Origin of the sequence: Microbacterium pasadenense (assembly GCF_047246565.1) — a bacterium.
Lineage (GTDB): Bacteria > Actinomycetota > Actinomycetes > Actinomycetales > Microbacteriaceae > Microbacterium.
In genome coordinates this window covers 1,029,384-1,053,558 of sequence record NZ_JBFOKN010000001.1, presented here as the reverse complement: position 1 = coordinate 1,053,558, position 24,175 = coordinate 1,029,384, and the positions used below count along the sequence as shown (strand labels likewise).

General features: G+C 71.4%; 23 protein-coding genes. 11 read left to right on the top strand and 12 right to left on the bottom strand.

Annotated features, from left to right (window positions below; all coding sequences use genetic code 11):
- Positions 1 to 58: 58 nt before the first annotated feature.
- Positions 59 to 505 carry an SRPBCC family protein gene (locus tag AB3M83_RS05035; RefSeq protein WP_412945622.1) on the bottom strand — a complete coding sequence of 149 codons (447 nt, stop codon included), beginning with the start codon at positions 503 to 505 and terminating at the stop codon, positions 59 to 61.
- Between the two features lie 128 nt (positions 506 to 633).
- Between AB3M83_RS05035 and AB3M83_RS05030 the strand changes: the two genes are divergently transcribed.
- A complete protein-coding gene (locus tag AB3M83_RS05030; protein ID WP_412945621.1) occupies positions 634 to 1,437 on the top strand; it encodes a hypothetical protein in 804 nt (267 codons plus the stop codon).
- A gap of 10 nt (positions 1,438 to 1,447) precedes the next feature.
- Here the strand turns inward: AB3M83_RS05030 and AB3M83_RS05025 are convergent, their stop codons facing one another.
- From AB3M83_RS05025 to AB3M83_RS05005, 5 genes are all read right to left on the bottom strand, one after another.
- Positions 1,448 to 1,945 carry a bifunctional nuclease family protein gene (locus AB3M83_RS05025; protein WP_412945620.1) on the bottom strand — a complete coding sequence of 166 codons (498 nt, stop codon included), beginning with the start codon at positions 1,943 to 1,945 and terminating at the stop codon, positions 1,448 to 1,450.
- Positions 1,946 to 1,991: 46 nt separating this feature from the next.
- A complete protein-coding gene (locus AB3M83_RS05020; protein ID WP_412945618.1) occupies positions 1,992 to 2,492 on the bottom strand; it encodes a GNAT family N-acetyltransferase in 501 nt (166 codons plus the stop codon).
- Between the two features lie 300 nt (positions 2,493 to 2,792).
- Complete coding sequence (locus AB3M83_RS05015; RefSeq protein WP_412945616.1) at positions 2,793 to 3,875, bottom strand: DNA glycosylase AlkZ-like family protein; 1,083 nt, start codon at positions 3,873 to 3,875, stop codon at positions 2,793 to 2,795.
- Positions 3,876 to 3,929: 54 nt separating this feature from the next.
- A complete protein-coding gene (locus tag AB3M83_RS05010) occupies positions 3,930 to 4,661 on the bottom strand; it encodes a sulfurtransferase (RefSeq protein ID WP_412945615.1) in 732 nt (243 codons plus the stop codon).
- A gap of 43 nt (positions 4,662 to 4,704) precedes the next feature.
- Positions 4,705 to 5,715: an SDR family NAD(P)-dependent oxidoreductase gene (locus AB3M83_RS05005; RefSeq protein WP_412945614.1), complete on the bottom strand. Its 1,011-nt coding sequence runs from the start codon at positions 5,713 to 5,715 to the stop codon at positions 4,705 to 4,707.
- Between the two features lie 78 nt (positions 5,716 to 5,793).
- On the opposite strand from AB3M83_RS05005, the gene AB3M83_RS05000 reads away from it, so the two are divergent.
- Complete coding sequence (locus AB3M83_RS05000; protein WP_412945613.1) at positions 5,794 to 6,450, top strand: TetR family transcriptional regulator; 657 nt, start codon at positions 5,794 to 5,796, stop codon at positions 6,448 to 6,450.
- A gap of 6 nt (positions 6,451 to 6,456) precedes the next feature.
- Here the strand turns inward: AB3M83_RS05000 and AB3M83_RS04995 are convergent, their stop codons facing one another.
- Entirely contained in the window at positions 6,457 to 7,401 is a 945-nt protein-coding gene (locus AB3M83_RS04995; RefSeq protein ID WP_412945612.1) for an aldo/keto reductase, read from the bottom strand.
- A gap of 88 nt (positions 7,402 to 7,489) precedes the next feature.
- Between AB3M83_RS04995 and AB3M83_RS04990 the strand changes: the two genes are divergently transcribed.
- The 3 genes from AB3M83_RS04990 (at position 7,490) to AB3M83_RS04980 (ending at position 10,652) form a co-directional block, all read left to right on the top strand.
- Entirely contained in the window at positions 7,490 to 8,563 is a 1,074-nt protein-coding gene (locus AB3M83_RS04990) for an LLM class flavin-dependent oxidoreductase (protein ID WP_412945610.1), read from the top strand.
- Between the two features lie 47 nt (positions 8,564 to 8,610).
- Positions 8,611 to 9,036, top strand: coding sequence for a GNAT family N-acetyltransferase (locus tag AB3M83_RS04985; RefSeq protein WP_412945609.1), 426 nt, complete (start codon positions 8,611 to 8,613; stop codon positions 9,034 to 9,036).
- Positions 9,037 to 9,299: 263 nt separating this feature from the next.
- A complete protein-coding gene (locus AB3M83_RS04980; protein ID WP_412945607.1) occupies positions 9,300 to 10,652 on the top strand; it encodes an HNH endonuclease signature motif containing protein in 1,353 nt (450 codons plus the stop codon).
- Between the two features lie 105 nt (positions 10,653 to 10,757).
- Here the strand turns inward: AB3M83_RS04980 and AB3M83_RS04975 are convergent, their stop codons facing one another.
- Positions 10,758 to 11,255 carry a DUF427 domain-containing protein gene (locus AB3M83_RS04975; RefSeq protein WP_412945606.1) on the bottom strand — a complete coding sequence of 166 codons (498 nt, stop codon included), beginning with the start codon at positions 11,253 to 11,255 and terminating at the stop codon, positions 10,758 to 10,760.
- Between the two features lie 60 nt (positions 11,256 to 11,315).
- Between AB3M83_RS04975 and AB3M83_RS04970 the strand changes: the two genes are divergently transcribed.
- The 5 genes from AB3M83_RS04970 (at position 11,316) to cydC (ending at position 17,873) form a co-directional block, all read left to right on the top strand.
- Positions 11,316 to 11,948: an ArsR family transcriptional regulator gene (locus tag AB3M83_RS04970; RefSeq protein WP_412945605.1), complete on the top strand. Its 633-nt coding sequence runs from the start codon at positions 11,316 to 11,318 to the stop codon at positions 11,946 to 11,948.
- 109 nt (positions 11,949 to 12,057) lie between these two features.
- Positions 12,058 to 13,485, top strand: coding sequence for a cytochrome ubiquinol oxidase subunit I (locus AB3M83_RS04965; RefSeq protein WP_412945604.1), 1,428 nt, complete (start codon positions 12,058 to 12,060; stop codon positions 13,483 to 13,485).
- Between the two features lie 9 nt (positions 13,486 to 13,494).
- Positions 13,495 to 14,526, top strand: coding sequence for a cytochrome d ubiquinol oxidase subunit II (gene cydB, locus AB3M83_RS04960; RefSeq protein WP_412945603.1), 1,032 nt, complete (start codon positions 13,495 to 13,497; stop codon positions 14,524 to 14,526).
- 21 nt (positions 14,527 to 14,547) lie between these two features.
- Positions 14,548 to 16,185 (top strand): thiol reductant ABC exporter subunit CydD, encoded by a 1,638-nt coding sequence (gene cydD, locus AB3M83_RS04955; RefSeq protein ID WP_412945602.1) that lies wholly within the window; start codon positions 14,548 to 14,550, stop codon positions 16,183 to 16,185.
- Positions 16,182 to 17,873, top strand: coding sequence for a thiol reductant ABC exporter subunit CydC (cydC, locus tag AB3M83_RS04950; protein ID WP_412945601.1), 1,692 nt, complete (start codon positions 16,182 to 16,184; stop codon positions 17,871 to 17,873). The genes cydD and cydC overlap by 4 nt, the downstream gene beginning before the upstream one ends.
- 12 nt (positions 17,874 to 17,885) lie before the next feature.
- On the opposite strand, the gene AB3M83_RS04945 is transcribed toward cydC, so the two are convergent.
- Entirely contained in the window at positions 17,886 to 19,439 is a 1,554-nt protein-coding gene (locus AB3M83_RS04945; protein WP_412945600.1) for an SDR family oxidoreductase, read from the bottom strand.
- Between the two features lie 113 nt (positions 19,440 to 19,552).
- Between AB3M83_RS04945 and AB3M83_RS04940 the strand changes: the two genes are divergently transcribed.
- Positions 19,553 to 21,064, top strand: a complete 1,512-nt coding sequence (locus AB3M83_RS04940; RefSeq protein WP_412945599.1) for an MFS transporter — start codon at positions 19,553 to 19,555, stop codon at positions 21,062 to 21,064.
- A gap of 7 nt (positions 21,065 to 21,071) precedes the next feature.
- On the opposite strand, the gene AB3M83_RS04935 is transcribed toward AB3M83_RS04940, so the two are convergent.
- Genes AB3M83_RS04935 through AB3M83_RS04925 form a run of 3 tightly spaced genes read right to left on the bottom strand, consistent with a single transcriptional unit; the run spans position 21,072 to position 24,156 of the window.
- A complete protein-coding gene (locus tag AB3M83_RS04935) occupies positions 21,072 to 21,668 on the bottom strand; it encodes a GNAT family N-acetyltransferase (RefSeq protein WP_412945598.1) in 597 nt (198 codons plus the stop codon).
- Positions 21,665 to 23,497 (bottom strand): helicase HerA-like domain-containing protein, encoded by a 1,833-nt coding sequence (locus AB3M83_RS04930; protein ID WP_412945596.1) that lies wholly within the window; start codon positions 23,495 to 23,497, stop codon positions 21,665 to 21,667. The genes AB3M83_RS04935 and AB3M83_RS04930 overlap by 4 nt, the downstream gene beginning before the upstream one ends.
- Before the next feature lie 5 nt (positions 23,498 to 23,502).
- The gene (locus AB3M83_RS04925; RefSeq protein WP_412945595.1) at positions 23,503 to 24,156 is read right to left on the bottom strand and encodes a phosphatase PAP2 family protein; all 654 of its coding nucleotides are present in this window, start codon (positions 24,154 to 24,156) and stop codon (positions 23,503 to 23,505) included.
- Between the last annotated feature and the right edge of the window lie 19 nt (positions 24,157 to 24,175).

Below are 24,175 nucleotides of genomic sequence, written 5' to 3'. Positions count from 1 at the left end.
GAGCGACCCGGCGGCCGCAGCCTCCGGGTCGCTCGTCGCTCGCGCCGATCCGGCGGGCTCAGCTCACGTCGCCGCGCCACGCACCGGTCTCCGCGCCGCGGGACTCGATGAACTCCTTGAACTTCTGCATGTCCTTCTTGACCGCGTGGTCGTCGATGCCGATGGCCGCGCCGACGGACTCGACGAAGCCCTCGGGCTTCCAGTCGAGCTGCACCGTCACGCGGGTCTCGGTGTCGCTGAGCCGGTGGAACGTCACCACGCCGGCGTGATCCTCGTCGACGCTCTTCCAGGCGACCCGCTCATCGGGGTGCTGCTCGGTGATGTGAGCGGTGAACTCGCGCTCAGCGCCGCCGATCTTCACGTTCCACCGGGTCGTGGTGTCGTCGATCTGGGAGATCGACTGGACGTAGCTCAGAAAGTGCGGGAACGATTCGAACTGCGTCCACTGGTTGTACGCGGTCGTCACGGGCACGTTGACATCGATGGTCTCGATGATGCTGGCCATTAGCCCATCCTTTCGTCGGGATGTCCATCCTCGGTCGGCGCCGCGCCCATCCCCAGCCCCTTGCGGAGCCGGGACGGGCTCTGTTAGGGCGCTAGGCTCGTCGGATCCCCCACAGCAAGGAACCGCACGTGCGCCCGACCGCAGGAATCCCCGCCGCCGCCCTCACCGCCGTCGCCCTCCTGGCCCTCGCCGGGTGCACCGGCACCGCCGAGCCGGCTCCGGCGGCATCCGACACGACGGTCGCCTCGCCGTCCCCGACGCAGACCGGGGCGGCGCCCACGCCGACCGCGACCGCCGCCGACGACGTCCCCGTGGAGTGCGAGTCCCTGACCGTCCCGCCCGGCGGCACCGTCTCGGGCGAGGATCTGGGACCGTGCCTGCAGGCGGCGCTCGTCCTGGCCGACACCGGCACCCTCACCCTGAGCGGAGACGAGCTCGGCGGAACCGTGCAGTACCGCCACCGCCCCGACTTCGCGTTCTCGGGCGAGCTCGAGACCGGCGACGGCGCCGTCGCGATGAGCTTCGTCGACGGCGTGATGATGCTCGACTCCGGTGACGGTCCGGTCGTCGGCGATCCCGAGTCGGATGACCCCGACGAGCAGCTGGCGGGAGTCACCGGCGAGCTGTACCGGGTGTTCTCCGACCCCGGCTTCATCGCCGACTTCATCGCCGCCGGCGAGACGTGGGAGATCGGAAGCGAGACCGAGGAGCTCAGCCCTGCCGGCGGCGACGCCGTGACCGCCGTTCGCGCTCGGAGCACGGCCCCGTTCTCGTGGTACGACATCCCGATCGACAGCTACACCGTCTTCTTCGCGGAGGACTTCACTCCGGTCAGCGCGTCGTCCACGACCGGCTTCCTCGGTCACACTTCGAGCATCACCCAGGACTTCTCCGGCGTCGGCGAGCCCGTCTCGATCGAGCCGATCGGCTGAGCGATCCGCGTCACTCGCGGAAGTCGTCCGGGTCGACGTCGTCGAGGAACCGCTTGAACTCCTCGACGTTCTCCTCGGCGTCCTCCTCCACCGCATCCGCGGTGATGTCGACGATGCCCGCCTCGTCGAGCACGTCGTCGGCGACGAAGATCGGCGCGCCGGTCCGGCTGGCCAGCGCCACCGCGTCGGACGGACGTGCGTCCAGCGTGACGACGCCGGATGCCGCGAGTGTCACCTCGGCGAAGAACGTGCCGTCCTCGACCCGGGTGACCTCCACCCGCGCCACCTTCGCGTCGAGCGCGGTCAGCATCGCCCTCATCAGGTCGTGCGCGAGCGGGCGGGGCGCCTCCGCGCCCTCGACGGCGATGAGGATGGAGGTCGCCTCCTGCGCGCCGATCCAGATCGGCAGGACACGGCCCTCGCCGGGCAGCGCGTCGACCGGCTTGAGGAGGATGACGTGATCGCCGACGGCGTCCACCGCCACCCCTGCCACCTTCACCTGGACCATCGCTCCACCTCCGCCCTGCAATGCTAGGCCTTCCGCCCTCCGCGGGTCAGGCGCGCGCGAGTCGCGCCAGGGCGTCGCCGGTCATGCGCTGCGTGGTCCATTCCGCCATCGGCTCGGCGCCGATCGCCCGGTAGAAGGCGATCGACGGCGCGTTCCAGTCGAGCACAGTCCACTCCAGGCGGGAGTACCCGCGCTCGGCGGCGAGCGCCGCGAGCGACGCGATCAGCGCCTTGCCGTAGCCGCGGCCGCGCTGCGCGTCGTCGACGAACAGGTCCTCGAGCCAGATGCCGTGCCGGCCGGTCCACGTGGAGTAGGTGAGGAACCAGATCGCGATGCCGACGATGGCGCCGTCGCGTTCCACGACGTGCGCGAACACGCGCGGTTCTGCGCCGAACAGGCTCGCCCGCAGCGCGTCGACGGTGTTCGCCACGGCATCCGGCTCGCGTTCGTACACCGCGAGCGCCTGGATCGCGTCGAGGATGCCGGGTTCGTCGCCGGGCGCCGCGGCACGCAGGACGGCGCCGTCGTCGAAGGTGCGGAAGATCATGATCCGAGCGTAGGCGCTCGGCGCCGCCGACCGTCCCGGTGGTGTGCCGAGGCGGTCGGCGCCTCCCCGCGCCGCATCGTCCCGGCCGGCGACGACGGTGCGGATCGCGTCGAGATGTCCGATTCCGTCATCCGATGAGGGAAAGCGCGTCCGGTTACGTACGCTTTTCCTGCGTGCCCCTTCCGGGGGGAAGAAAGAGCGTCGCCGGACGGGCCCGGCCGCGCGTGGGCATCGCACACCAGTCCGACCAGCGGGACATGGCGGGATCGGATGCCGGTAGGGACGGCATCCGATCCCCTCTCACGCGTCGAGGCCGCGGACCGGGACGCCGATCCACTCGCCGAGCTCACGGATCTCGGCATGCACCATCTCGCGCTCGTCGTCGTCGAACGGGACGAGCTCGTGGACCGCGCCGACGACGAGGTTCTCCTTCTTCTTGTCCAGCGCGGCGTCCAGCAGTCCGATGAAGCGATCCCCGACGAGGATCGGGTGCGCGAAGTAGCCGTACACGCGCTGACTTTTCGGCTTGAACTGCTCCAGCACGAACGTGAAGTCGAACAGCTCGGTCAGGCGCGGCCGGTCGAACAGCATGCGGTCATAGGGGTTCAGCACGGCGGCGCGACCGCCCGGATCGTCGTCCAGCGCGGCGACCGCCGCCGGGTCGACCCGCCATCTCCAGGTGCTCCCCGCCACCGTGGCCGGCTCGCCCGCCGTCGCGACGCCGCTCCAGCTCGACTTCTCCCGGGCGATGCCCAGAGCCTGCAGTCTCCGCTCGGCGAGCGCCGACTCGGCCTCGTCGACCGACGGTTCGGCGAGCCCCGCCGGGTACACCCGCTCGGCGAGGTCCCAGACCCGCTGGCGTCCGACGCGTCCCGACACCGCGACCTGGCCGAGGTAGGCGAGGAGCTCGAGCATCCGCGGCACCTGGTTGGCGCCGTACCAGCCGCTCTCGTCGCGCGCCTGCACCGCACTGGTGTCGGGGATGTCCGCGGCGAGCAGCGGCCCGTCCCGCCCGAGTCGCTTCAGGATGTCGGCACGGAAGGCGGCGTTCGCGTCGAGGTAGTCACGGGTCGACGCCCGCAGCCGCCTCGTGCGCATCAGCGGCCACAGGAACGGCAGCACGCTCGTCGGCCGGAAGTGGCCGTCGTACTCGAACAGCTGACGGTCGACCTCCACGGCCTTCGTCAGGTGTCCGGGCTCGTACACCCAGCCGAGCCGCGACCAGCAGATCGAGTGCTCGCTCGGCGCGATGACGGCGGTCGGATCGATTTTTATCGCGCCGAGCTGCTCGGCCACCTCGACGACGTCGCCGGGCCGGTCGGCGTCGAGCAGCTGCGCCCGCACGGCGATGCGGCGCGCCTCGTCCCTGCTGAGCCGGTGCATGGGTCGACCCTAGCGAGCGGGCCGGACATGGCGCAGCGCTGCGGCAGCGAGCGGTCAGCCGACGGGCGCCAGGCGCGGATCGACGGCGATGCGCTCGTCGAACACGAAGCACTCGCCCTCGAAGTGCGCGCCGCCCACCTGCTCGAAGTATCCGAGGATCCCGCCCTCGAGCTGGAGCGCATCGATGCCCTCGTCCCGCAGGTGCAGAGCGGCCTTCTCGCAGCGGATGCCGCCGGTGCAGTAGCTCACGACGGTCTTGCCGACGAGTTCGTCCCGGTGCGCGGCCACGGCGTCCGGGAACTGCGTGAACCGTTCGATGCGCCAGTCCACCGCCCCGGCGAACGCCCCTCGGTCCACTTCGAAGGCGTTGCGGGTGTCGAGCAGCACGACGTCGCGGCCGCGGTCGTCGCGCCCCTGCTCGAGCCAGCGGCGCAGGGTCGCGGGATCGACGGCGGGCGCCCGGCCGGCCGCGGGACGCACGGTGGGGCGGTCCATGCGGATGATCTCGCGCTTGTGCTTGACGAGCATCCGCTGGAACGGCTGCTCCGACGACCAGCTCTCCTTCGTCGTCAGCGAGGCGAACCGCGCGTCCGCCCGCAGCTCGTCGACGAACGCGCGGAGATCGTCGGCGCCGCCGGCGAGGAAGAGATTGATCCCCTCCTCCGCCAGCAGGATGGTGCCCTTCAGCCCCCGGGCGACCGCGCGCTCACGCAGGACCGGCCGGAGAGCCGCCGGATCGGCGATCTGCGTGAACAGGTAGGCGGAGATGTTCAGAACGGATGCCACTCCTCCAGCGTAGGCGCGGGGCGGAGCGGCATCCGCTCGGGAGTCACTGAGCGGACCAGCCACCGTCGCTGGCCAGCACCGCGCCGTTGAGGTTCACGCCGTCGTCGGACAGCAGGAAGGTGATCGAGGCGGCGAGCTGCTCGGCGGTCGCGAGGCTCGGGATCTGCGAGTGGAACTCGCTCAGCCGCTTCTGGCCGTACTCCGACACGCCGGCCGGGAAGGGGATGCCGGTCGCCACGCCGCCCGGGGCGACGGCGTTGATCCGCAGCCCCTGCGGGCCGTACATGACGGCGGCGCTCTTGGTCATGCCGATGACGGCATGCTTGCTCGTCGTGTAGGCGTTGCCCGAGGCGCTGCCGCGCAGGCCCGCCTCGGAGGCGACGTTCACGATCGCGCCGGCGCCCGCGGCGACCATGGGGGGGATCACGGCACGGGTCAGCTTGAACGGGCCCGTGAGGTTGACGGCGATGACCCGGTCCCACATGGCGTCGCTGGTCTCGGCGAGCGGCGAGAAGTCGTCGTTGATGCCGGCGACGTTGGCGAGGGCGTCGATGCGGTCGCCCGCGGCGGCGACGATCGCGTCGACCGATTCCTGCTTCGTGATGTCGCCGGCGACGACGACGATCTCGGCGTCGGGCAGCGACGCGGCGAACTCGGTGAGCTTCGCCTCGGAGATGTCGGTGGCCACGACGCGTCCGCCCTCCCGGGCGATGCGTGCGGCGGTCGCCCTGCCGATGCCGGACGCGGCGCCCGTCACGATGACGGTCTTGCCCGCGAAGCGGCCCGAGACGGCCCGCTCCACCCATCCGGTGTCCGTGGCCTCGGGCATGACGCCGCCGTTCGCCTGGAGCACCAGATCGTCGATGACCGACTGGGGCATCGCGCCCTGGCTCAGCGCGACCATCTGCTGCAGCGGCAGGCCCCGCACGGGCGCCAGCGAGTTCTCGTCGGCACCGGATGCCGCCAGGAGGCCGCGGACGATCGGCCCGCCCACCTCGCTGTCGAGCCATTCGCCGATGGTGCTGTGGGCGGTGAGGACCTTTGGATCGGCCATGGGGTGCGTCCTTTCGCTGGAGACTTATTCCCGTACGGGAAATGGTAGCCTCGCCGCACGCGGAACGGAAGAAGGACGATGGCGACGATCGAGCCCCCGCGCCGTGGGCGCGGCAGCCGAGCCGGGCTGGATCGCGAGCAGATCATCGCCGCGGCTCGTGGCCTGGACCCGGCGACCCTCACGATGCAGCAGGTCGCCGCGGCGCTCGGCGTCGACCGCAAGGCGCTGAACCATCACGTCACCGACCGGGACAGCCTGCTGGAGCTGCTCGCCGTCGACGCGTTCCGCCGCCGGTTCGCCGCCGCCGATTTCGACCTCGGGGCGTCGTGGCAGGACGCCTGTCGCGGATACGCCCGGGCGCTCGTGGCGAGCGTGCGCGACACCGGCGCATGGATCGGCTATCTGCGCTTCGTCGGGCCGCGCGACCTCGCCGTGGTGGGACCGGCGGAGACCGTCGCCGAGCGGATGCTGCGCGCGGGCTTCGATGCCGTGACCGTCAGCCGCAGCATGCACCTGCTGGTGAGCGTCTGCCAGGGGTTCGCCCGCGACGCCATCATGGCCGGCCGTGCGCACGGCCACCCGCAGATCGAGCACCTGCGGTCCGCGTTCGCGGCATCCGACGACGAATACCGGGCTCTCCGTGATCTCGTCGACCTCCGCGTCGACAACTACGGCGACGACCAGCTCGAGTTCGACCTGGACGCGTTCATCGCCGGGGTCGAGGCGATGCGCTGAGGCCGGTCAGGCGGCGACGGTCGCCGTCGCCGACACCGCGTCGAGCGTCGCGACGTCGTCGGCTGTCAGGTCGAGACGCGCGCCGGCGAGGAGTCCCTCGACCTGCTCCACGCGGGACGCGGAGGCGATCGGGACGGTGCCCTTCGCGCGCAGCCACGCCAGCGCGACCGACGGGATGCCGGTGTCGTGCGCGGCCGCGACGTCTTCGAGAGCCGCGATGATCCGGAGGCCGTCCTCGGTGGCGTACGACGCCGCGCCCTTCGCGCGGGGCGACGGCTGCCCTGCCGGATCCGACGAACGGTACTTGCCGGTGAGGAACCCGCTCGCGAGCGCCGAGTACGGGACGACGGCGAGGCCCAGCTCCTCCGCGGCGGGCAGGAGGTCGGACTCGATGGACCGGTCCACGAGGTTGTAGCGGGGCTGGATGGCGACGGGCTCGGCGACGCCCAGGTCGCGGGCGATGCGCACCCACTCCCGCGTCTTCTCGGCGGAGTGGTTCGAGATCGCCGGGTAGCGGATGAGTCCGTCCGCGACGAGAGCACCGAACGCGGCGACCGTCTCCTCGAGCGGGGTGTCGGGGTCCTCCGTGTGGGCGTAGTAGAGGTCGATGGCGTCGACCCCGAGGCGCTGCAGCGAGGCCTCGGCGGCGGCACGGATGGTGGCGGCGGACAGGCCCCGGAAGTCGGGGTGCGAGGCGACCTTCGTGGCGATGACGACATCGGCCGACGTGCGTGTCTCGAGCCATTCGCCGAGGATGGTCTCGCTCTCACCGCCGGAATGACCCGGCGCCCAGGCGCTGTAGACATCCGCCGTGTCGACGAAGTTCCCGCCGCCGCCGACGAAGGCGTCCAGCACGGCGAAGGAGGTGTAGCGGTCCGCCGTCCAGCCGAACACGTTGCCGCCCAAGGAAAGCGGGAAGACGTCGAGGTCGCTCGATCCGAGAAGAGTCATGCGGGCCACCGTATCCCGGCCGGAAGGGCACTCGGCCCGCAGGGCGCGGATCGGGAAGGAAACGGCACGGGTGTCGGTTGGATCAGGCATGCGACGTTTCGGCACCCTCTCGTTCGGACACTACGGACCGCTCGGCCACGGCCGGGAGCTCACCGCCGGCGATTCGATGCGGCAGGCGATCGACCTCGCGCAGGGCATGGACGACCTGGGCGTCAACGGCATCTCGTTCCGGGTCCACCACTTCGCCCGGCAGCAGTCCGCGCCGATGCCGCTGCTCGCGGCGATCGCCGCGACGACCGAGCGCATCGAGATGGGCACCGGCGTCATCGACATGCGGTACGAGAACCCGCTGTACCTCGCCGAGGAGGCGGCATCCGTCGACCTCATCTCCGGCGGTCGGCTCGCACTCGGCGTCAGCCGCGGGTCACCCGAGACGGTCGTGCGCGGGTACGAGGCCTTCGGCTACCGCGATGACGCGGATCCCCGTGGCGCCGACGTCGCGCGGCGGCACTTCGACACGTTCCTCCGGGCGATCGACGGCGAGGGCATGGCCGACCGCGATCCGAACAGCCCGTTCGGCGGCGGCTCCGGACGCCAGCGCATCGAGCCGCACTCCCCCGGACTCCGCTCCCGCGTGTGGTGGGGCGCCGGCACACGCGAGACCGCGGCGTGGGCGGGCCGTCAGGGCGTGAACCTGATGTCCTCGACGCTCTTGACCGAGGCCGACGGCCGAGAGTTCGACCTGCTGCAGGCCGAACAGCTCGACGCCTTCCGGGCAGCCTGGCACGAGGCCGGCCATTCCGGGACGCCCCGCACGTCGGTGAGCCGCTCGGTCTTCCCGATCACCACCGCCGAGGACGAGATGTACTTCGGCCGCTCCGCGGACCAGGGCGGCGTCGGCTACATCGACGGGTTCCGGTCGACCTTCGGGAAGACGTACGCGGGAGCCCCCGATGTCCTCGTCGAGCAGCTGCAGCAGGATGCCGCGGTCATGTCGGCCGACACGCTGACGCTCACGATCCCGAGTCAGCTGGGCGTCGACTTCAACCTCCGCATCGTCGAGGCGTTCGCAACGCACGTGGCGCCTGAGCTGGGTTGGAAGCCGAACACGGAGGACACCGCCGAGGGACGCACTCTCGACGAGACGCGGAGCACCCGCTGAGCACGGTCGTGCTTCGCCAGGCCTCCTTCCCGGCGGACACCGCGTCCGTGTCGTCGCTCCTCGACGAGTACCTGCGCCGGACCGAGATCGAGAAAGCAGCGCACGGTCTCGTGGCCCCCGCCGATCAGCTGCCGGAACGGTATCGGCACGAAGTGGCCCGTCCGGCGGAGTCGTTGACCGGGACGCGCGTGATCATCGCAACGGCAGACGGAGAGGACTGCGGGCTCGTCGTCGTCGGAACCTCCGCTTCGGGAGCGTCGGAGATCAAGCGGTTCTGGACGCGACCTGCGGCACGAGGCCGGGGTGTCGGATCAGCGCTGATCAGCGAGGCGCTCCGGGACGTCGACCGCCCCATTCGGCTCTCCGTGTGGGAGTGGCGCGAACCGGCGATCCGGCTGTATCAGAAGCTCGGATTCGTCTCGGCCGTGCCGTGGGACGACCGCGAGGGGCTGCTCTGTCTTGAGCTCGCCTGATCCCTCCCCGGTCGAGCGGGGCGTCGGGTGGTTCCGGTCAGCGCATCGGCCGGCAGTTCGGTCGGCCGATCGACTGATTCCGTCGAGGGATCGACGGAGTTCCGTCGGGTGACCGGCCGCAGTCCTGTCCTGATCGAGTGATACCGGTCGGCTGATCGGCCGAATTCTCTGTCCGCAATCGACCGCGCTCCATCCTCTGGTGGGCTGTGGATAACTGTCGGATCGGCCGGTGGGATGTCGGTGGCCCTCACCAGAATGGGGGTATGAGCACCCCGTCCGAGCAGGTCCCGCGTGACGCGTATGTCACGTCGCTGGCGGGGATCGTCGCGGACGTCGAGGCCGTGAGCCGTGAGGTGGCGGCGGCTCAGATCCGCGAGCTCCGGGTCCTCGCCCGGGCCGGTCAGCTCGCGGAGGCGCAGGCCGTCGGCAGTGGGTCTCGGGTGCGGGTGCACGACATGGCATTGCGGTCGATCGCGGCGGAGGTCGGCGGGATCATGCGCACCACCGACCGGACCGTGCAGCGCCGGATCGACGAGGCCCGCACCATCGTGGAGGGGTACCCGGCCGCGCTAGGCGCGTGGGAGGCGGGGCGGATCACCCGCGGTCACGTGCTGGTCATCGTGGATGCCGGCGGTGTGGTGCCGGTCGACCTGCGGCCCGAGTTCGAAGCCGCCGCGATCAGCCGGTGCGAACAGGACACCCCGAACCGGGTGCGCGCGGAGCTGGAGATCCTCGCGCAGCGAATGCACCCCCGCTCCTTCACGGAACGGCACGAGGAAGCGGCCGCCAAGCGGTGTGTGAGGTTGATGCCCGGGCGTGACGGGATGTCGGACCTGATCGCGACACTCCCCACCGTGATCGCCGAGGGCATCCATGATCGGTTGACGCAGCAGGCTCGCGCCATCGTCGACACCCGCACCGAACGGGCCGAGTCGGCAGATGAAGCACGTGCGGCGACCGCGGCAACGGACAAGCGTCCGATCGACCAGGTCCGGGCCGACGTGTTCGCCGACCTGCTCCTCGCGGGAACCCCCGCGTTGGACGCCACGATCGACACGACCGCGGGTCCGCTGGGCGCGATCCGCGCCCGCGTGCAGGTCGTGCTGCCGGCGTCGTGCCTGGACGGCACGGATGACGGGCCGGCGGATCTGATCGGCCGGTCACCCATCGACACGCTCACCGCCCGCACCCTGGCTGGGAGTGTGGGGATCTGGGAGCGGATGTTCACCGACCCGGTCACCGGCACCACCGTCGCCGTCGACTCGTACCGGGTTCCGCTGCCGATGCGCCGGTACCTGCAGGCGAGGGACCAGCACTGCCGGTTCCCCGGCTGCCGGGTGCCCGCGATCCGCTGCGAGATCGACCACACCCACGACCACGCCCTCGGCGGCAGAACCGAACTCCGAAACCTCGCCCACCTGTGTCAACGGCACCATTCCATGAAGCAGTTCACCGCCTGGCGGGTCCGACAACTCCAGGGTGGAGTCCTGGAATGGACCTCACCCGCCGGCAGGACCTACCGCGAAGACGCACCCACCCCGGCCGTCGCCTTCACACCTGCCACCGGACCCGACAACACCAACCGCACCAACCGCACCGACACCCCACCGTTCTGACCCGGACGCCACCGCGGCACCACCGCATCCGTTCGGATGGCGCGAAGCGACCCGGTACCCGCGACCGCCTCATGCGGCCCTATGCCGCAAACAGCCGCGCAGGGGTCACCAGCCCATCGAACCCGGCACACCCTTGAACGGACCGACCACCCACGAGGTCACCCATCCGCCGTAGAAGCGTCCCGGCTGCGGCACGACGACCTCGCCGTCGACCGTGCAGACATCCATGCCCTGCGCATAGACCGCCACCCGGTCGTCGAGACCGGCGTACCCGGCCTCCGGGGCCGGATAGTTCCAGGCCGCCCGCTCGCGGACCTCGCCGCCGCCTCTGACGTCGAGGTACCGAGCCGCACCCTTGTACTCGCAGAAGGACGACCCGACGGCATCCACCAGGGCACCCTCCCGGAACGACGCGATCGGAAGGTAGTAGACGGGCGGATGACTCGTCTCGAGCACCCGGACGACATCCGCGGTGTCCACGATCAGCTCACCGCCGAGCGTGATCGTCACCCGCGCATCGACGCGCTCGATGCGCGGCGGACGAGGGTAGTCCCACACACTCTCCTGGCCGGGGCCGACGGGATCGGGGACAGGGTGCCGCATGCCCTCAGCGTACGGTCGATTCCCGGCCCTCGGCGCCTGCGGACCGAGGATACTGGACCCATGACGTCGGGCCGCCCCGCTGGCTACAGCGCCATCTCCAGCTACTCACGCGTGGAGATCCTCCACCTGCTGCAGACCAACCCGCAGCAGACCGTCGGCGACCTCGTCACCGCCACCGGCCTGCACGCGAACACGGTGCGGGAGCACCTGCGGCGACTCATCGAGCGCGGCTTCGTCGCGACCGAGATCGAGAAGCGGACCACCCGCGGCCGGCCCCGGGTGCTCTACCGCGCCGTCGACGGCGACGAGGTCTCGAGCGACGAGCACCGTCGCAAGATCGAGGCCGCTCGCGAGCGCGGCGACCTGATGCGCCGGATCATGCCCGACACTGCGACCGAGCTGGACGCCCACTCCCAGCACCAGCTCGACGCGCTCGTCGAGCAGCTCCTCGACGGAGGCTTCGACCCCGTCGTCGACGAGGCGGAGCTCACCGTGGACCTCACCCCCTGCGCACACGCGCAGTCCCAGGCCGGCCACCGCGGCATGCTCTGCGACGTCCACATCGGCCTGATGCGCGGCGCGCTGAGCGAGGCCGGCGGCCCGCTGATGGTCGAGGGCATGCGCCCCTCGTGCGATCCGCACGTCTGCGTCATCCAGCTGCTGCGCCGACCCCCGCACGACGCTGACGCCTGACGCCTGACGACCGGCTTCCCGCGGCCCGGCTATTTTGCACGGCCCGAATCCGCTCCCGTGAGGTGCCCCGGCTCCTAGCGTCGGAGGGTACCCCTGGAAGGGAATCCCCGTGGAGCTTCTGGATCCGCTCATCCTCGCGCGATGGCAGTTCGGCCTGACGACGCTGTACCACTACCTGTTCGTACCGCTCACCCTCGGCATGGCACTGACGGTGGCGATCTTCCAGACCATCTGGCACCGCACCGGCAGCGTCACCTGGCTGCACCTGACGCGTCTGTTCGGCAAGATCTTCCTCATCAACTTCGCGATGGGCGTCGTCACCGGCATCGTGCAGGAGTTCCAGTTCGGCATGAACTGGTCGTCCTACTCGCGGTTCGTCGGCGACATCTTCGGCGCACCGCTGGCCTTCGAGGGCCTCATGGCGTTCTTCTTCGAAGCCACCTTCATCGGCCTGTGGATCTTCGGCTGGGACAAGCTGCCCCGCCGCATCCACCTGCTCACCATCTGGGCGACGTCGCTCGGCACGATCATGTCGGCCTACTTCATCCTCGCCGCCAACGCCTTCATGCAGAACCCGGTCGGCTACGAGTACAACCCCGAGACCGGCCGGGCCGAGCTCGTCGACTTCTTCGCGATGCTCACCAACCCGGTCGCCCTCGCCGCGTTCCCGCACACGATCTTCGCCGCCTTCATGTTCGCGGCCGCCGTGATCATCGCGGTCGCCGCGTTCCACCTGCGCCGGGGACAGCACACCGAGGCGATGCGGCCCGCGCTCCGCTACGGCGCCTGGTTCATGATCCTGTCGTTCGCGGGGACCGCACTCACCGGCGACCAGCTCGGTCTGGTGATGGTCGACACCCAGCCGATGAAGATGGCGGCCGCGGAAGCCCTCTGGCATTCGGCGTGCGGGGCGGATGCCTCGTTCTCGATCTTCTCCATCGGCACGCCGGACGGCACCGAGGAGATCTGGTCCCTCCGCGTTCCGTACCTGCTCTCCTTCCTGTCCACGCACAGCCTCGACGGCTGCGTCGAGGGGCTGAACGACCTCCAGGCCGAGTACACGCAGATGTTCGGCGGCGGCGTCGACTACATGCCCGAGATCTGGGTCACGTACTGGTCGTTCCGCTGGATGATGGGCTTCGGCGCCATCGCGACCGGCATCGCGGTCGCCGGCCTCTGGGTCACCCGCAAGAACGCCACCCGCCCAGTCGCCGACTGGATGTGGCGCGTCGCGATCTGGTCGGCTCCGCTGCCGCTCCTCGGCAGCCTTGTCGGCTGGGTGTTCACCGAGATGGGACGGCAGCCCTGGATCGTGTTCAGCCTGATGCTGACCGAGGACGGCGTCTCCCCCAGCGTGCCGGGCTGGTCCGTGCTGATCTCGCTGGTGTCGTTCACGGCCGTGTACGCGACGCTCGCCGTCGTCGAGTTCCGACTCATCCTCAAGGCCGCACAGCGGGGACCCGACCCGCTGCCGGGTCCCGACGATCCGCATCCGAACGATCTGCCGATCGATCAGACGCCCTCGACGGTCTACTAGGAGCACGTCATGGATCTCGCCTACCTCTGGTTCTTCATCGTCGGAGTGCTCTTCGTCGGCTACTTCGTCCTCGACGGCTTCGACTTCGGCGTCGGGATGAGCCTGCCGTTCCTCGGCAAGGACGACGTCTCGCGCCGGCAGGTGATCAACACCATCGGCCCGGTGTGGGATCTCAACGAGACATGGGTGATCGTCGCCGGCGCGTGCCTGTTCGCCGCTTTCCCGGAGTGGTACGCCACCCTGTTCAGCGGGTTCTACCTGCCGCTGCTGCTGATCCTGCTCGCCCTGATCCTCCGCGGCGTCTCGTTCGAGTACCGCCACCAGCGCGAGGGCCGGCAGTGGAAGCGGGGCTTCGACCGGATGATCGTGATCGGCTCCGCCGTCCCGGCGCTCCTCTGGGGCGTCGCCGTCGGCAACATCGTCCAGGGCGTCCCCATCGACGCCGACAAGGAGTTCACCGGCTCGCTGCTGACGCTCCTGAACCCCTACGGTCTATGGGTCGGCGCGACGACCCTGCTGCTGTTCTTCCTGCACGGCGTGTACTTCGTGGCGCTGAAGACCGACGGCCCCGTGCAGCAGGATGCGCACCGGCTGGCGCGGCGGGCCGCGATCCCCACGGTCGTCCTCGCCGCCGGCACCGTCGTCTGGACGGCCGCACTGGCCGTCGAGCGCGACGCCCCGCTCCTGTGGGCCGTGTTCGCGTGCGGCACGATCGCCGCGGTGGCCCTCCTCGCCTCGGTCGTCGCGAACGTCCGGACCTCGGACGGCTGGGCCTTCACGTTCGGGGCGACCACCATCGTGTTCGCGGTCCTCACGCTCTGGCTCGCCCTGTTCCCCTTCGTCATGCCCTCGACGACCGACCCCGCATACTCCCTCACGATCGAGAACGCATCGAGCAGCGACTACACGCTCACGATCATGAGCTGGGCGGCCCTGGTCTGCCTCCCGCTCGTGCTCGCCTACCAGGCGTGGACGTACTGGGTGTTCCGCAAGCGCGTCACGCGGGTCGCCATCGAGAGCGCCGCCGCCGCCGCGCACTGACCGGCCGGCGAGGAGGACGTCATGGCATCTGGCAGCAGCACCCGGCAGCCGCCGGTCGACCCGCGCCTGCTGCGGTACGCGGCGGCATCCCGAGGATTCTTCATCGCGATCGCCGCGATCGGTCTCGGCCAGACGGCCTCGATCGTCGGCTTCGCGTCGCTGACGACCCGGGCGATCGTCGACGCCATCGCGGGCAGAGAGGTCGCCGGCACGCTCCTGGCACTCGGCGGTGTCGTGGCGGCGCGCGCGGTGCTCGCCTGGCTCCGCGACCTGGTGGCCGCCCGAGCGGCGGCCCGCGTGGAGTCCGACCTGCGCGGCGCGCTCCTCGACGCACTGGACCGGCTGGGACCGAGGTGGCTCGCCGAGCAGAGCACCGCCCGCCTCGCCCTGGTCGCAGGACGCGGCCTCGAGTCCCTCGACGCCTACTTCGGCCGCTACCTGCCGCAGCTCGTCCAGACGGTCATCGCGACGCCGATCCTCATCGCCGTCATGTGGTGGGCGGATTGGATCTCCGGTCTCACCGTCCTCCTCACCATCCCGCTCATCCCGGTCTTCATGATCCTCATCGGCCTCGCCACCCGCCGCGTGCAGGATGAGCAGTGGGCGACGCTCGGCGCCCTGGCATCCCGGTTCGCCGACACGGTGCGCGGCCTGTCGACACGGATCGTCTACGGGCGGCAGCATCGCGCCGCCGACTCCATCGAGCGGGTGACGGACGACTACCGGCGCGAGACCATGCGGGTGCTCCGGGTGTCCTTCCTCTCGGGCTTCGCGCTGGAGTTCCTCGCGTCGATCTCCGTCGCCATCGTCGCCGTGTCGATCGGCTTCCGCCTCCTCGACGGCTCCCTCCTCCTCCCGGTGGGGCTGTTCGTCCTCCTGCTGGCACCCGAGGCCTACCTTCCGCTGCGGCAGGTGGGGGTCCAGTTCCACGCGTCGAGTGAGGGGGTCGCCGCGACCCGCGACGTGTTCGCCGTGCTGGATGCCGCGCGGGCGGCATCCGTTCCGCGTCGCGGCGGAGCGGCGGACCCCGCTGCGCCGCAGGAGCTCACGCTCACGGCGGTGAGCGTCCGCGGCCTGCCGCCGGTGACCCTCCGTGCCCGCTCCGGCGACGTCGTGCTGCTCGAGGGGCCGAGCGGCTCCGGCAAGTCGAGTCTGCTGGCCGCCCTCCGCGGCGTCGCGCCCGTCACCGGCTCGCTCACCCTGTCGGGGCGGGATGTCACGACCCTCGCCCCCTCGGACTGGCTCGCCTGGGCAGGGCAGCAGCCCGGCCTCGTCGCCGGGACGATCGCCGCCAACGTGCGCCTCGGCGACGACGACTGTCCCGACGGCATCGTCGCCGAGGCGCTGCGGCTCGCCGGGGCACCCGACCTCGACCCCGCGCGCGAGCTGGGCGTCCTCGGGTCGGGTGTCTCGGGCGGTCAGGCCCAGCGGATCGCGATCGCGCGCGCCTTCGCACGCCACCTGCGCGGCCGGGCCGGCGTCCTCGCCCTCGACGAGCCGTCCGCCGCGCTCGACCCCCACACCGAGGACGCCCTGTGGCGGTCGATCCGCCGGCTCGCCGACGATGGCGCCCTCGTCCTGATCGTGTCGCACCGGCAGAGCGCGCGCGCCATCGCGGACACCGTCGTCCGGCTGCAGCCCGCGGGGGTGACGGCGTGACCACGACCGCCGGCGTGCTCCGCGCCGCCGTCCCCCCGTTCCGCCGCCTCTGGCCTGCGCTGGCGTCGGGGTACCTGTCCGAAGCCAGCGCCGTGGCGCTCCTCGCCACGAGCGCGTGGCTCATCGTGCGCGCCGGCGAGCAGCCGCTCGTGATGTACATCACCGGCGCGGTCGTCGGCGTCCGGGCCTTCGCGCTGGCGCGTGCCGTCTTCCGCTACACCGAACGGCTCACCGGTCACGACCGCGTCCTGCGCCAGCTCGCCGCCACCCGCACCGACCTCGTCCGGCGGCTCCTCCCCCACGCGCCCGCCGGACTGGGCCGCACCAACCGCGGGTCGACCCTCGCCGCCCTGATCGATGACGTCGACGAGCTCCAGAACCTGCCGTTGCGGGTCGTGCTGCCGCTCGTGTCCTCGGCGGCCGTCGCACTCGCCTCGGTCGTCCTCGTCGCACTCGTCTGGTGGCCCGCCGCCCTGACCCTCCTGGCGTGTCTGCTCATCGCCACCGCGGTCGCGACGGCCTGGGGGTGGGCGTCCGGTGCCCACGCGGAACGCGCCATCGCGCCGCTTCGCGCTCGGCTGACGGATGCCGTCCTCGACCACCTCGGCACGCTCGACGTCCTCGTGGCCTACGGCGCCGACCGCACGAGCCGGAACAGGATCCGCGCGATCGATGCGCGGCTGCGCCGCGCCGTCGTGCAGCGCGCCCGCGCCCAGGCCGGGACCACCGCGCTCATCTCGCTGCTCGCGGGCGCTGCCACGCTCGCCGCCGTCGCCGTATCGCTTCCCGGTCTCGCCACCGGCTCCCTGGACGGCCCCGGCCTCGCGGTCGCCGTCCTCGTGCCGATGGCGGTCTTCGAGGTGTTCGGCTCGGTGCCGCTGGCGGCGTCGGCATGGCGTCAGGCGCATGCGGCCGCCGAGCGGATCGCGGCTGCCGTCCCCGCGGAGGTCCCCGCCGAGATCCCCGCTCCCGCCGCCGCGACCGGCGCCGCACCGGCCCTCGGCGCGGGGATCGAGCTCCGGGACGTGACCGTGCGGTGGCCCGGAGACGCCGCCGCCACGCTCGCCGGCGTCGACCTCGACATCCGTCCCGGCGAGCGCGTGCTGGTCGTCGGCGCCAGCGGGGCCGGGAAGACGACGCTCGCGCACACCCTCGTGCGGTTCCTCGACGTCGTCTCGGGCACGGCGACCATCGGCGGTGTCCCGTTCTCGCGGATCGCCCCGGACGACCTGCGCGGCACGGTCGGACTGTGCGAGCAGACGCCCATGCTCTTCGACGAGGACATCCGGCAGAACCTCCTGTTCGCACGAGAGACCGCGACCGATGCCGACCTCGAAGCCGTCCTCGACCGCGTCGGCCTGGGCGACTGGCTGCGCGCCCGCGGCGGCCTCGGCGCCCGCGTCGGCGAGCGCGGCTCCCTGGTCTCCGGCGGCCAGGCGCAGCGGATCTCCCTCGCGCGGGCGCTGCTCCGGGACTTCCCGGTGCTCGTGCTCGACGAGCCGACCGCGGGCGTCGATCCGGCGGCATCCGCGTCTCTGTTGACCGACCTGCTGACCGCGGCGGGCGATGATCGCGCCGTGGTCGTCATCTCTCACGTCGAGGTGCCGCTGAACCTCATCGATCGGACGGTGCGGCTCGAACGCGGCCGGATCGTCGCCGATGCCGGAGCATCGATCGTGCGCGGCTGATCCCCGGCCCGGTCAGGACGCGGCGGCTTTCGGCGGGCGACCCGCCGCCTCGGCGGCGGCCGTGATGCGGTTCGCCATTCCGCGGAAGATGAAGCCGTGGAACGGCAGGACCGCAAGCCAGTAGAGCCGGCCGGCGAGACCGCGGGGGAAGAACACCGCACGCTGGTCGTAGCGGGAGCCGCTCGCCTCGGGTGTCGCGCGCAACTCGAGCCAGGCCGAACCGGGCACCTTCATCTCGGCACGCAGCCGCAGGAGCCTGCCCTGCTCCACGGCTTCGACGCGCCAGAAGTCGAGGGCGTCGCCGGGGGCGAGCGTGGCCCGACTGCGCCGTCCGCGTTGCAGACCCACTCCCCCCACCAGCCGGTCCATCCAGCCCCGCACCGCCCACAGGAACGGCGACGAATACCATCCGTTCTCGCCGCCGATCCCTACGATGACCTGCCACAGCCGTTCCGGTGCCGCCGACGTCCGCGCCGTCTGCACATCCGTGAACACGGTCCGCCCGGCCCAGTCGGGGTCGCTCGGCAGCGGGTCGCTCGGGACCGACGACAGATCCGCGTCCTGCCAGCTCGTCTCGACGGCATCCGCCTCGACCCGACCGAGCGCGAGGCGCACCGCCTGCCGGTACGGGGTGAGCCCGCCCTCGGGCCGGGGAAGCAGGTCGTCCACGCGATGGTCGTCCATGACGCATTCGTTCTGCAGCGACGCGATCAGCGGCCGGGCGATGGCGCGCGGGACCGGCGTGACGAGGTTCACCCAGTGCGAGGCGAGCCCCGGCGTCAGCACCGGGAGGGCCGCGATCGCCCGCTGGCGCAGACCCGCCTCGACGGCGTAGCCGTTCATCATCTGGCCGTAGCGCAGCACATCTGGACCGCCGATGTCGACCGCCCGATTGACGTCCTCGTCCACGCGGGCCGCCGCCAGGAGGTAGTGCATGACGTCCCGCACGGCGATCGGCTGGATGCGGTTGCGCACCCACCGGGGCGCCGGCATGTACGGCAGCACATCGGTGAGGTGCCGGATCATCTCGAACGACGCCGACCCCGACCCGATGACGACGCCCGCCTGCAGCACGAGCGTCGGCACGCCGCAGTCGAGGAGGGTCTCGCCCACCTCGACGCGGGAGCGCAGGTGCGGGCTCAGGTCGCCGCCCGACGGATGCAGGCCGCCGAGGTAGACGATCCGCCCGACGGATGCCGCTGCCGCTGCCGCCGCGACCGTCTGCGCCGCCCGCAGGTCCTTCGCCTCGAAATCGGTGCCGCCGCCCATCGAGTGGATCAGGTAGTACAGCACGTCGACGTCCGCGGTGGCGCGGGCCACGGCATCCGCGTCGTCCGCCGACCCGGCCTCGACCTCGACCTCACCGCCCCAGCTGAAGGCGCCGAGCCGCTCCGGGGTGCGGGCGAGCACCCGCACCCGGTACCCGGCGGAGAGGAGGCGCGGGACGAGCCGGCCGCCGATGTAGCCGGTGCCGCCGAGGACGAGTGCGCGGGGCGCGCTGCCGTCGGGGCGGGACGGGGCGCGGAGTGCCGGTTCGCGGCCGGTGGGGGCGGACAGCTCGGTCATGGCGCCACGATAGCCCGACCCGGGTGGAGCCCGGCGCCTGCGCGACGGCGCTGATTTGTCAAGGCCCTCAGGCCGGACGTGAGGCCCACCTGTGCCTCACGTACCGTGGAGAGATGCGTACACCATCCCGGAAGTCCGCCGATCCGCCCTCCACTCCCGCCCTGACGCACGAGAGCCCACCGCCCCGGCTCGAGGTCGACGACGTCATCGTCGTCGATAAGAAGCGCATCCGCACCGCCATCGGCGGCACCGTCGTCGGCAACTTCATGGAGTGGTTCGACTTCGGGATCTACGGCTATCTCGCGGTGACGCTCGCCGTCGTGTTCACGGAGGACCTCCCCGAGCCCTGGGGCCTCCTGGCGACGCTCTTCGGGTTCGCGATCTCCTTCCTCGTCCGCCCCATCGGCGGCCTCGTGCTGGGCCCGCTGGGCGACCGCATCGGGCGGCAGCGGGTGCTGTTCTTCACGATGGCGATGATGGCAATCGCCACCGCGCTCATCGGCGTCCTGCCCACCAGCGCCCAGATCGGCCTGTGGGCCATCGTCCCGCTGTACGTGCTCAAGATGATCCAGGGCTTCTCGACCGGCGGCGAGTACGCCGGCGCCACCACCTACGTCGCGGAGTTCTCCCCCGACCGCCGGCGCGGCTTCTGGTCGTCGTGGCTGGACACCGGCTCCTACGTCGGCTTCGCCGCGGGCGCGTCGGTCGTCGCCCTCACCACGATCATCACCCAGAGCGTCTGGGGCGAGAACGCCATGGTCGAGTTCGGCTGGCGCATCCCGTTCCTCGTCGCGATCCCGCTCGGCATCGTCGCCATCTGGTTCCGCCTGCGCATCCCCGAGACGCCCGCGTTCGAGAACACGCACGGACACGAGACCGAGGTGGACCGCGAGGACCCGCTGGCCCGTCACGGCATCCTCGGCATCCTCCGCCACCACTGGCGAGAGGTCCTCATCGGCATCGCCATCGTCGCCGCCACCAACACGGCCGGCTATGCGCTGACCAGCTACATGCCGACGTACCTCGAGAACGAGGTCGGCATCTCGAACCTCGGCGCCGCCGTCGCGACCGTGCCCGTGCTCATCGTCATGTCGGCCTGCCTGCCGCTCATCGGCATGCTCAGCGACCGGATCGGTCGGCGCCCGGTCTACTTCATCGCCGCCGGGTCGACGCTGGTCCTCATGGTGCCCGCGTTCGCGGTCATGCAGATCGGCGAGGAGTGGGCGGTGTTCATCGCCCTCGCGATGGTCGCGATCCCCGTCGCCTTCTACGTCGCCGTGGCGGCGTCGGCGCTCCCCGCGCTGTTCCCGACGGCGTCCCGTTTCGGCGCGATGGCGATCGCGTACAACATCTCGGTCTCGCTCTTCGGCGGGACGACGCCGCTGTTCAGCCAGGCGCTGATCGAGCTCACCGGCAACACCTACATGCCGGCGTTCTACATCATGTTCTTCGCGGCGGTCGGCGCGATCGCCCTGCTGTCGATGCGCGAGACGGCGCAGCGGCCGCTGCTCGGGTCCGTCCCGACCGTGGAGAGCGTGGCGGAGGCCGAGGCGGTCGTCGAGCGTCAGGACCAGGACCCGCGCATCGACACCTCCACCATGCCGATCCCGCTCATCCGCCCGTGATGCGACCTCACAGGTGCATCCCGAACGCGCGCACCCCCGGGTGTGAGGGCAGCGGCGCGAAGCCGAGTCGGGTGTAGAACGCGAGAGCGCCGGTGTTGTCGGCCGACGCCACGAGGTGGACGCCGACGACACCGCGCTCGCGCAGGGCTGCGACGAACGTCTCGATGAGCCGGCGTCCCCAGCCCTGCCCCTGCAGGTGCGGCAGCAGGTCGATGTGCAGGTGGGCGGGGAAGGTGTCGCCGTAGGGCTCCGCGCCGGCGCGACGACCGTACGCGTAGACGAGCGTGCCGTCCTGCCGGCTGCGCTCCACGTCTGGGCGGGGCCACCGACCGGAGAAGCGCGGCCACCACTGCGACGCGAACCAGTCCTCGAACCCGCGGGTGTCGGGCGTTCCCACGACGTATCCGGCCACCCGATCGTCGTCGTCCACGAGCACGAAGGCCAGGTCCGGATGCCGGTGCACGTACGGCCGCACGAACACCTCCGCCCACAGGTCGTCGTCGGCGAAGATCCCGGTGGCGTCGGCACCGGCATCCGCCGTCCGCAGGCAGATGTCGGCGACCGCCGCCTCGTCGCCGGGGCGGTACAGCCGGATGGCCGTCACCGTCGGCCGTTCCCGAACACGCCCCGGAGGACGCTGCCGATGACCGTCTGCGTGGCCTTCGAGCCCAGGATCTGCTCCAGCGGCGACGTCTCCGCCCGACGGGTCGTGCGGCTGCCGCCGGAGGTCTTCTTCACCAGGCGGTCGTATTCGCGCTGCGCGTCCCGCTCCGCCTTCTCCTGCGCGCGGTCGAGCGCTGCCTTCTGCTTCGCGTACTCGGCGTCCGCCTTCGCCTTCTCGAGTGCGGCCTGCTGCGCATCGGCCGCGGCGTCGGCGGCGGCCATTCGCGCCGCGAGGATCTCGCGGGCGGATTCCCTGTCGATGGGGGTGCCGTAGGCGGCCAGGAGGGGTGACGCCTCCACCGCCGCGACGATCGCGGGGTCCGGCGTCGGCGACATGAGTCCGCGCGGGGCGCGCAGGCGGGTCCAGGCGACCGGCGTCGGCGCGCCCTTCTCGCTCATGACGGTCACGATCGCCTCGCCGGTGCCGAGCTCCTGCAGCACCCGCTCGAGGTCGTAGCCCGACCTCGGGTAGGTGCCGACGGATGCTCGCAGCGCCTTCGCGTCGTCCGGGGTGAAGGCGCGGAGCGCGTGCTGGATGCGCGATCCCAGCTGACCGAGCACATCTGCCGGGACGTCCTTCGGCGTCTGAGTGACGAAGAAGACACCGACGCCCTTCGAGCGGATCAGCCGGACCGTCTGCACGATGGCCTCCGTGAACGCCGTCGAGGCGCCCGTGAACAGCAGGTGCGCCTCATCGAAGAAGAACACCAGCTTGGGCTTGTCGAGGTCGCCCACCTCGGGGAGGACCTCGAACAGCTCCGCCAGCAGGTACATCAGGAAGGTCGAGAAGAGGGCGGGCTTGTCGATGACGCCCGGCACCTCCAGCAGCGAGATGACGCCGCGCCCGTCGGCGGCGCTCCGCAGGAAATCCGCCACATCGAACTCGGGCTCGCCGAAGAACACGTCCGCACCGGCATCCGCGAAGGTGATCAGCTCGCGCAGGATCACGCCGGCGGTGGCGGACGACAGCCCGCCGAGCTGCTTCAGCTCGGGCTTGCCCTCGTCGCTCGTCAGGTGGCTGAGCACGGCGCGGAGGTCCGCCAGATCGACGAGCGCGAGGCCGTGCGCGTCGGCGTAGTGGAAGACGAGTCCGAGACTCGACTCCTGGGTCTCGTTGAGCCCCAGGACCTTGCTCAGCAGGAGCGGTCCGAAACCGCTGACCGTCGCCCGCACCGGCACTCCCGTGCCGACGCCGCCGAGCGAGAAGTACTCCGTCGCGGATGCCGCGGGCGTCCAGTCCTGGCCGATCGCGGACGTCCGCGCGAGGAGCCTCTCGTTCGGCTCTCCCGGCGTCGCGACCCCGGTGAGATCGCCCTTGATGTCGGCGGCGAAGACGGGGACGCCCTCGGCGGCCAGCTGCTCGGCCAGCAGCTGCAGGGTGCGCGTCTTGCCCGTGCCCGTCGCACCGGCGACGAGGCCGTGCCTGTTGGTCATCGCGATCGGGATCCGCACGCGCGCCGCGGGCACCGGATCGCCGTTGACGAGGGCGCCGAGCTCGAGGGCCGGTCCCTCGAACGCGTAGCCGGCCGTGACGGCGGCGACCTCGTGGGCGTCGAGCGGCCCGGCCGCTGCGGGCGGAGCCGCCGGGGCTTCGGGAGCGGCCGGCTCCGCCGGGGCGGCTGGACCTGGGACGTTCGCCCGGGCGGCGGCGGCACGGGCGGCGGCGAGCGCAGCCTGCGCCCGGGCGAGGGTCAGCGCCGCTTCGGCGGCGGCGGCTTCGGCTTCCAGGCGCGCGAGCTCTGCGGCGGCGACGTCATCGTGCGCGGTCATGGCGCTCAGCCTAGTGAGAGACGCTTCTCCCGTTCACGGACGACCGGGATCGCAAGGGCCGCGGCGACGAGGAGCGTCGTGGCGACACCGAGGATCATGGCGCCGAGCGTGTCGCTCAGCCAGTGCGCGTGCACCTGCGTCCGGCTGAACGCCATGAGCAGCGTCCACGCCAGACCGACGATCAGGACCCAGACGCGCGGGAACAGGATCACCGCGACGGTGGCGAGGACGGCGGCGTTCGCGGTGTGCCCGGACGGGAACGAGCCGTGATCGCTGATGACGAGGATCTCCTCCGGTCGCACGCGGCCGAAGACGCTCTTCAGCAGCTGCACGACCAGCGCACCGAAGGCGGATGCCGCGAGGAAGAGCACCGCACCCCAGGGCCGGCGGAACAGGGCGAGGAGCGCGGCGCCGACGAGCGGCACGACGTACGTCCCGATGACGCCCGCACCGGCGACGTTCATGAAGAACGACACCGGGGCGATCCCCGGGAGGAACGTCGTGACGTAGGCGTTCCACCACGCGTCGAGGTCGATGAGGTCCGAGTCGGTCGTGACGACAGCGATGCCGACGCCGACCGCGACGACCAGGAGGACCGCTCCGATGATCGCCATGCGCAGGCCGATGCCGATCTCGTGCTCGTGTGAGGGCCGTGTCATCAGCCCATTGTGCCCGGGC

Bases quoted from the DNA above. Each gene is read 5' to 3' on its own strand.
- AB3M83_RS05020 (WP_412945618.1), bottom strand. From the start codon at position 2,492: ATGATCTTCCGCACCTTCGACGACGGCGCCGTCCTGCGTGCCGCGGCG.
- AB3M83_RS04940 (WP_412945599.1), top strand. From the start codon at position 19,553: ATGCGTACACCATCCCGGAAGTCCGCCGATCCGCCCTCCACTCCCGCC.
- AB3M83_RS04930 (WP_412945596.1), bottom strand. From the start codon at position 23,497: ATGACCGCGCACGATGACGTCGCCGCCGCAGAGCTCGCGCGCCTGGAA.
- cydB (WP_412945603.1), top strand. From the start codon at position 13,495: ATGGATCTCGCCTACCTCTGGTTCTTCATCGTCGGAGTGCTCTTCGTC.
- AB3M83_RS05025 (WP_412945620.1), bottom strand. From the start codon at position 1,945: ATGGTCCAGGTGAAGGTGGCAGGGGTGGCGGTGGACGCCGTCGGCGAT.
- AB3M83_RS05005 (WP_412945614.1), bottom strand. From the start codon at position 5,715: ATGGCCGATCCAAAGGTCCTCACCGCCCACAGCACCATCGGCGAATGG.
- AB3M83_RS04975 (WP_412945606.1), bottom strand. From the start codon at position 11,255: ATGCGGCACCCTGTCCCCGATCCCGTCGGCCCCGGCCAGGAGAGTGTG.
- AB3M83_RS04990 (WP_412945610.1), top strand. From the start codon at position 7,490: ATGCGACGTTTCGGCACCCTCTCGTTCGGACACTACGGACCGCTCGGC.
- AB3M83_RS04980 (WP_412945607.1), top strand. From the start codon at position 9,300: ATGAGCACCCCGTCCGAGCAGGTCCCGCGTGACGCGTATGTCACGTCG.
- cydD (WP_412945602.1), top strand. From the start codon at position 14,548: ATGGCATCTGGCAGCAGCACCCGGCAGCCGCCGGTCGACCCGCGCCTG.
- AB3M83_RS05035 (WP_412945622.1), bottom strand. From the start codon at position 505: ATGGCCAGCATCATCGAGACCATCGATGTCAACGTGCCCGTGACGACC.
- AB3M83_RS04925 (WP_412945595.1), bottom strand. From the start codon at position 24,156: ATGACACGGCCCTCACACGAGCACGAGATCGGCATCGGCCTGCGCATG.
- AB3M83_RS04945 (WP_412945600.1), bottom strand. From the start codon at position 19,439: ATGACCGAGCTGTCCGCCCCCACCGGCCGCGAACCGGCACTCCGCGCC.
- AB3M83_RS04970 (WP_412945605.1), top strand. From the start codon at position 11,316: ATGACGTCGGGCCGCCCCGCTGGCTACAGCGCCATCTCCAGCTACTCA.
- AB3M83_RS05000 (WP_412945613.1), top strand. From the start codon at position 5,794: ATGGCGACGATCGAGCCCCCGCGCCGTGGGCGCGGCAGCCGAGCCGGG.
- AB3M83_RS05015 (WP_412945616.1), bottom strand. From the start codon at position 3,875: ATGCACCGGCTCAGCAGGGACGAGGCGCGCCGCATCGCCGTGCGGGCG.
- AB3M83_RS04995 (WP_412945612.1), bottom strand. From the start codon at position 7,401: ATGACTCTTCTCGGATCGAGCGACCTCGACGTCTTCCCGCTTTCCTTG.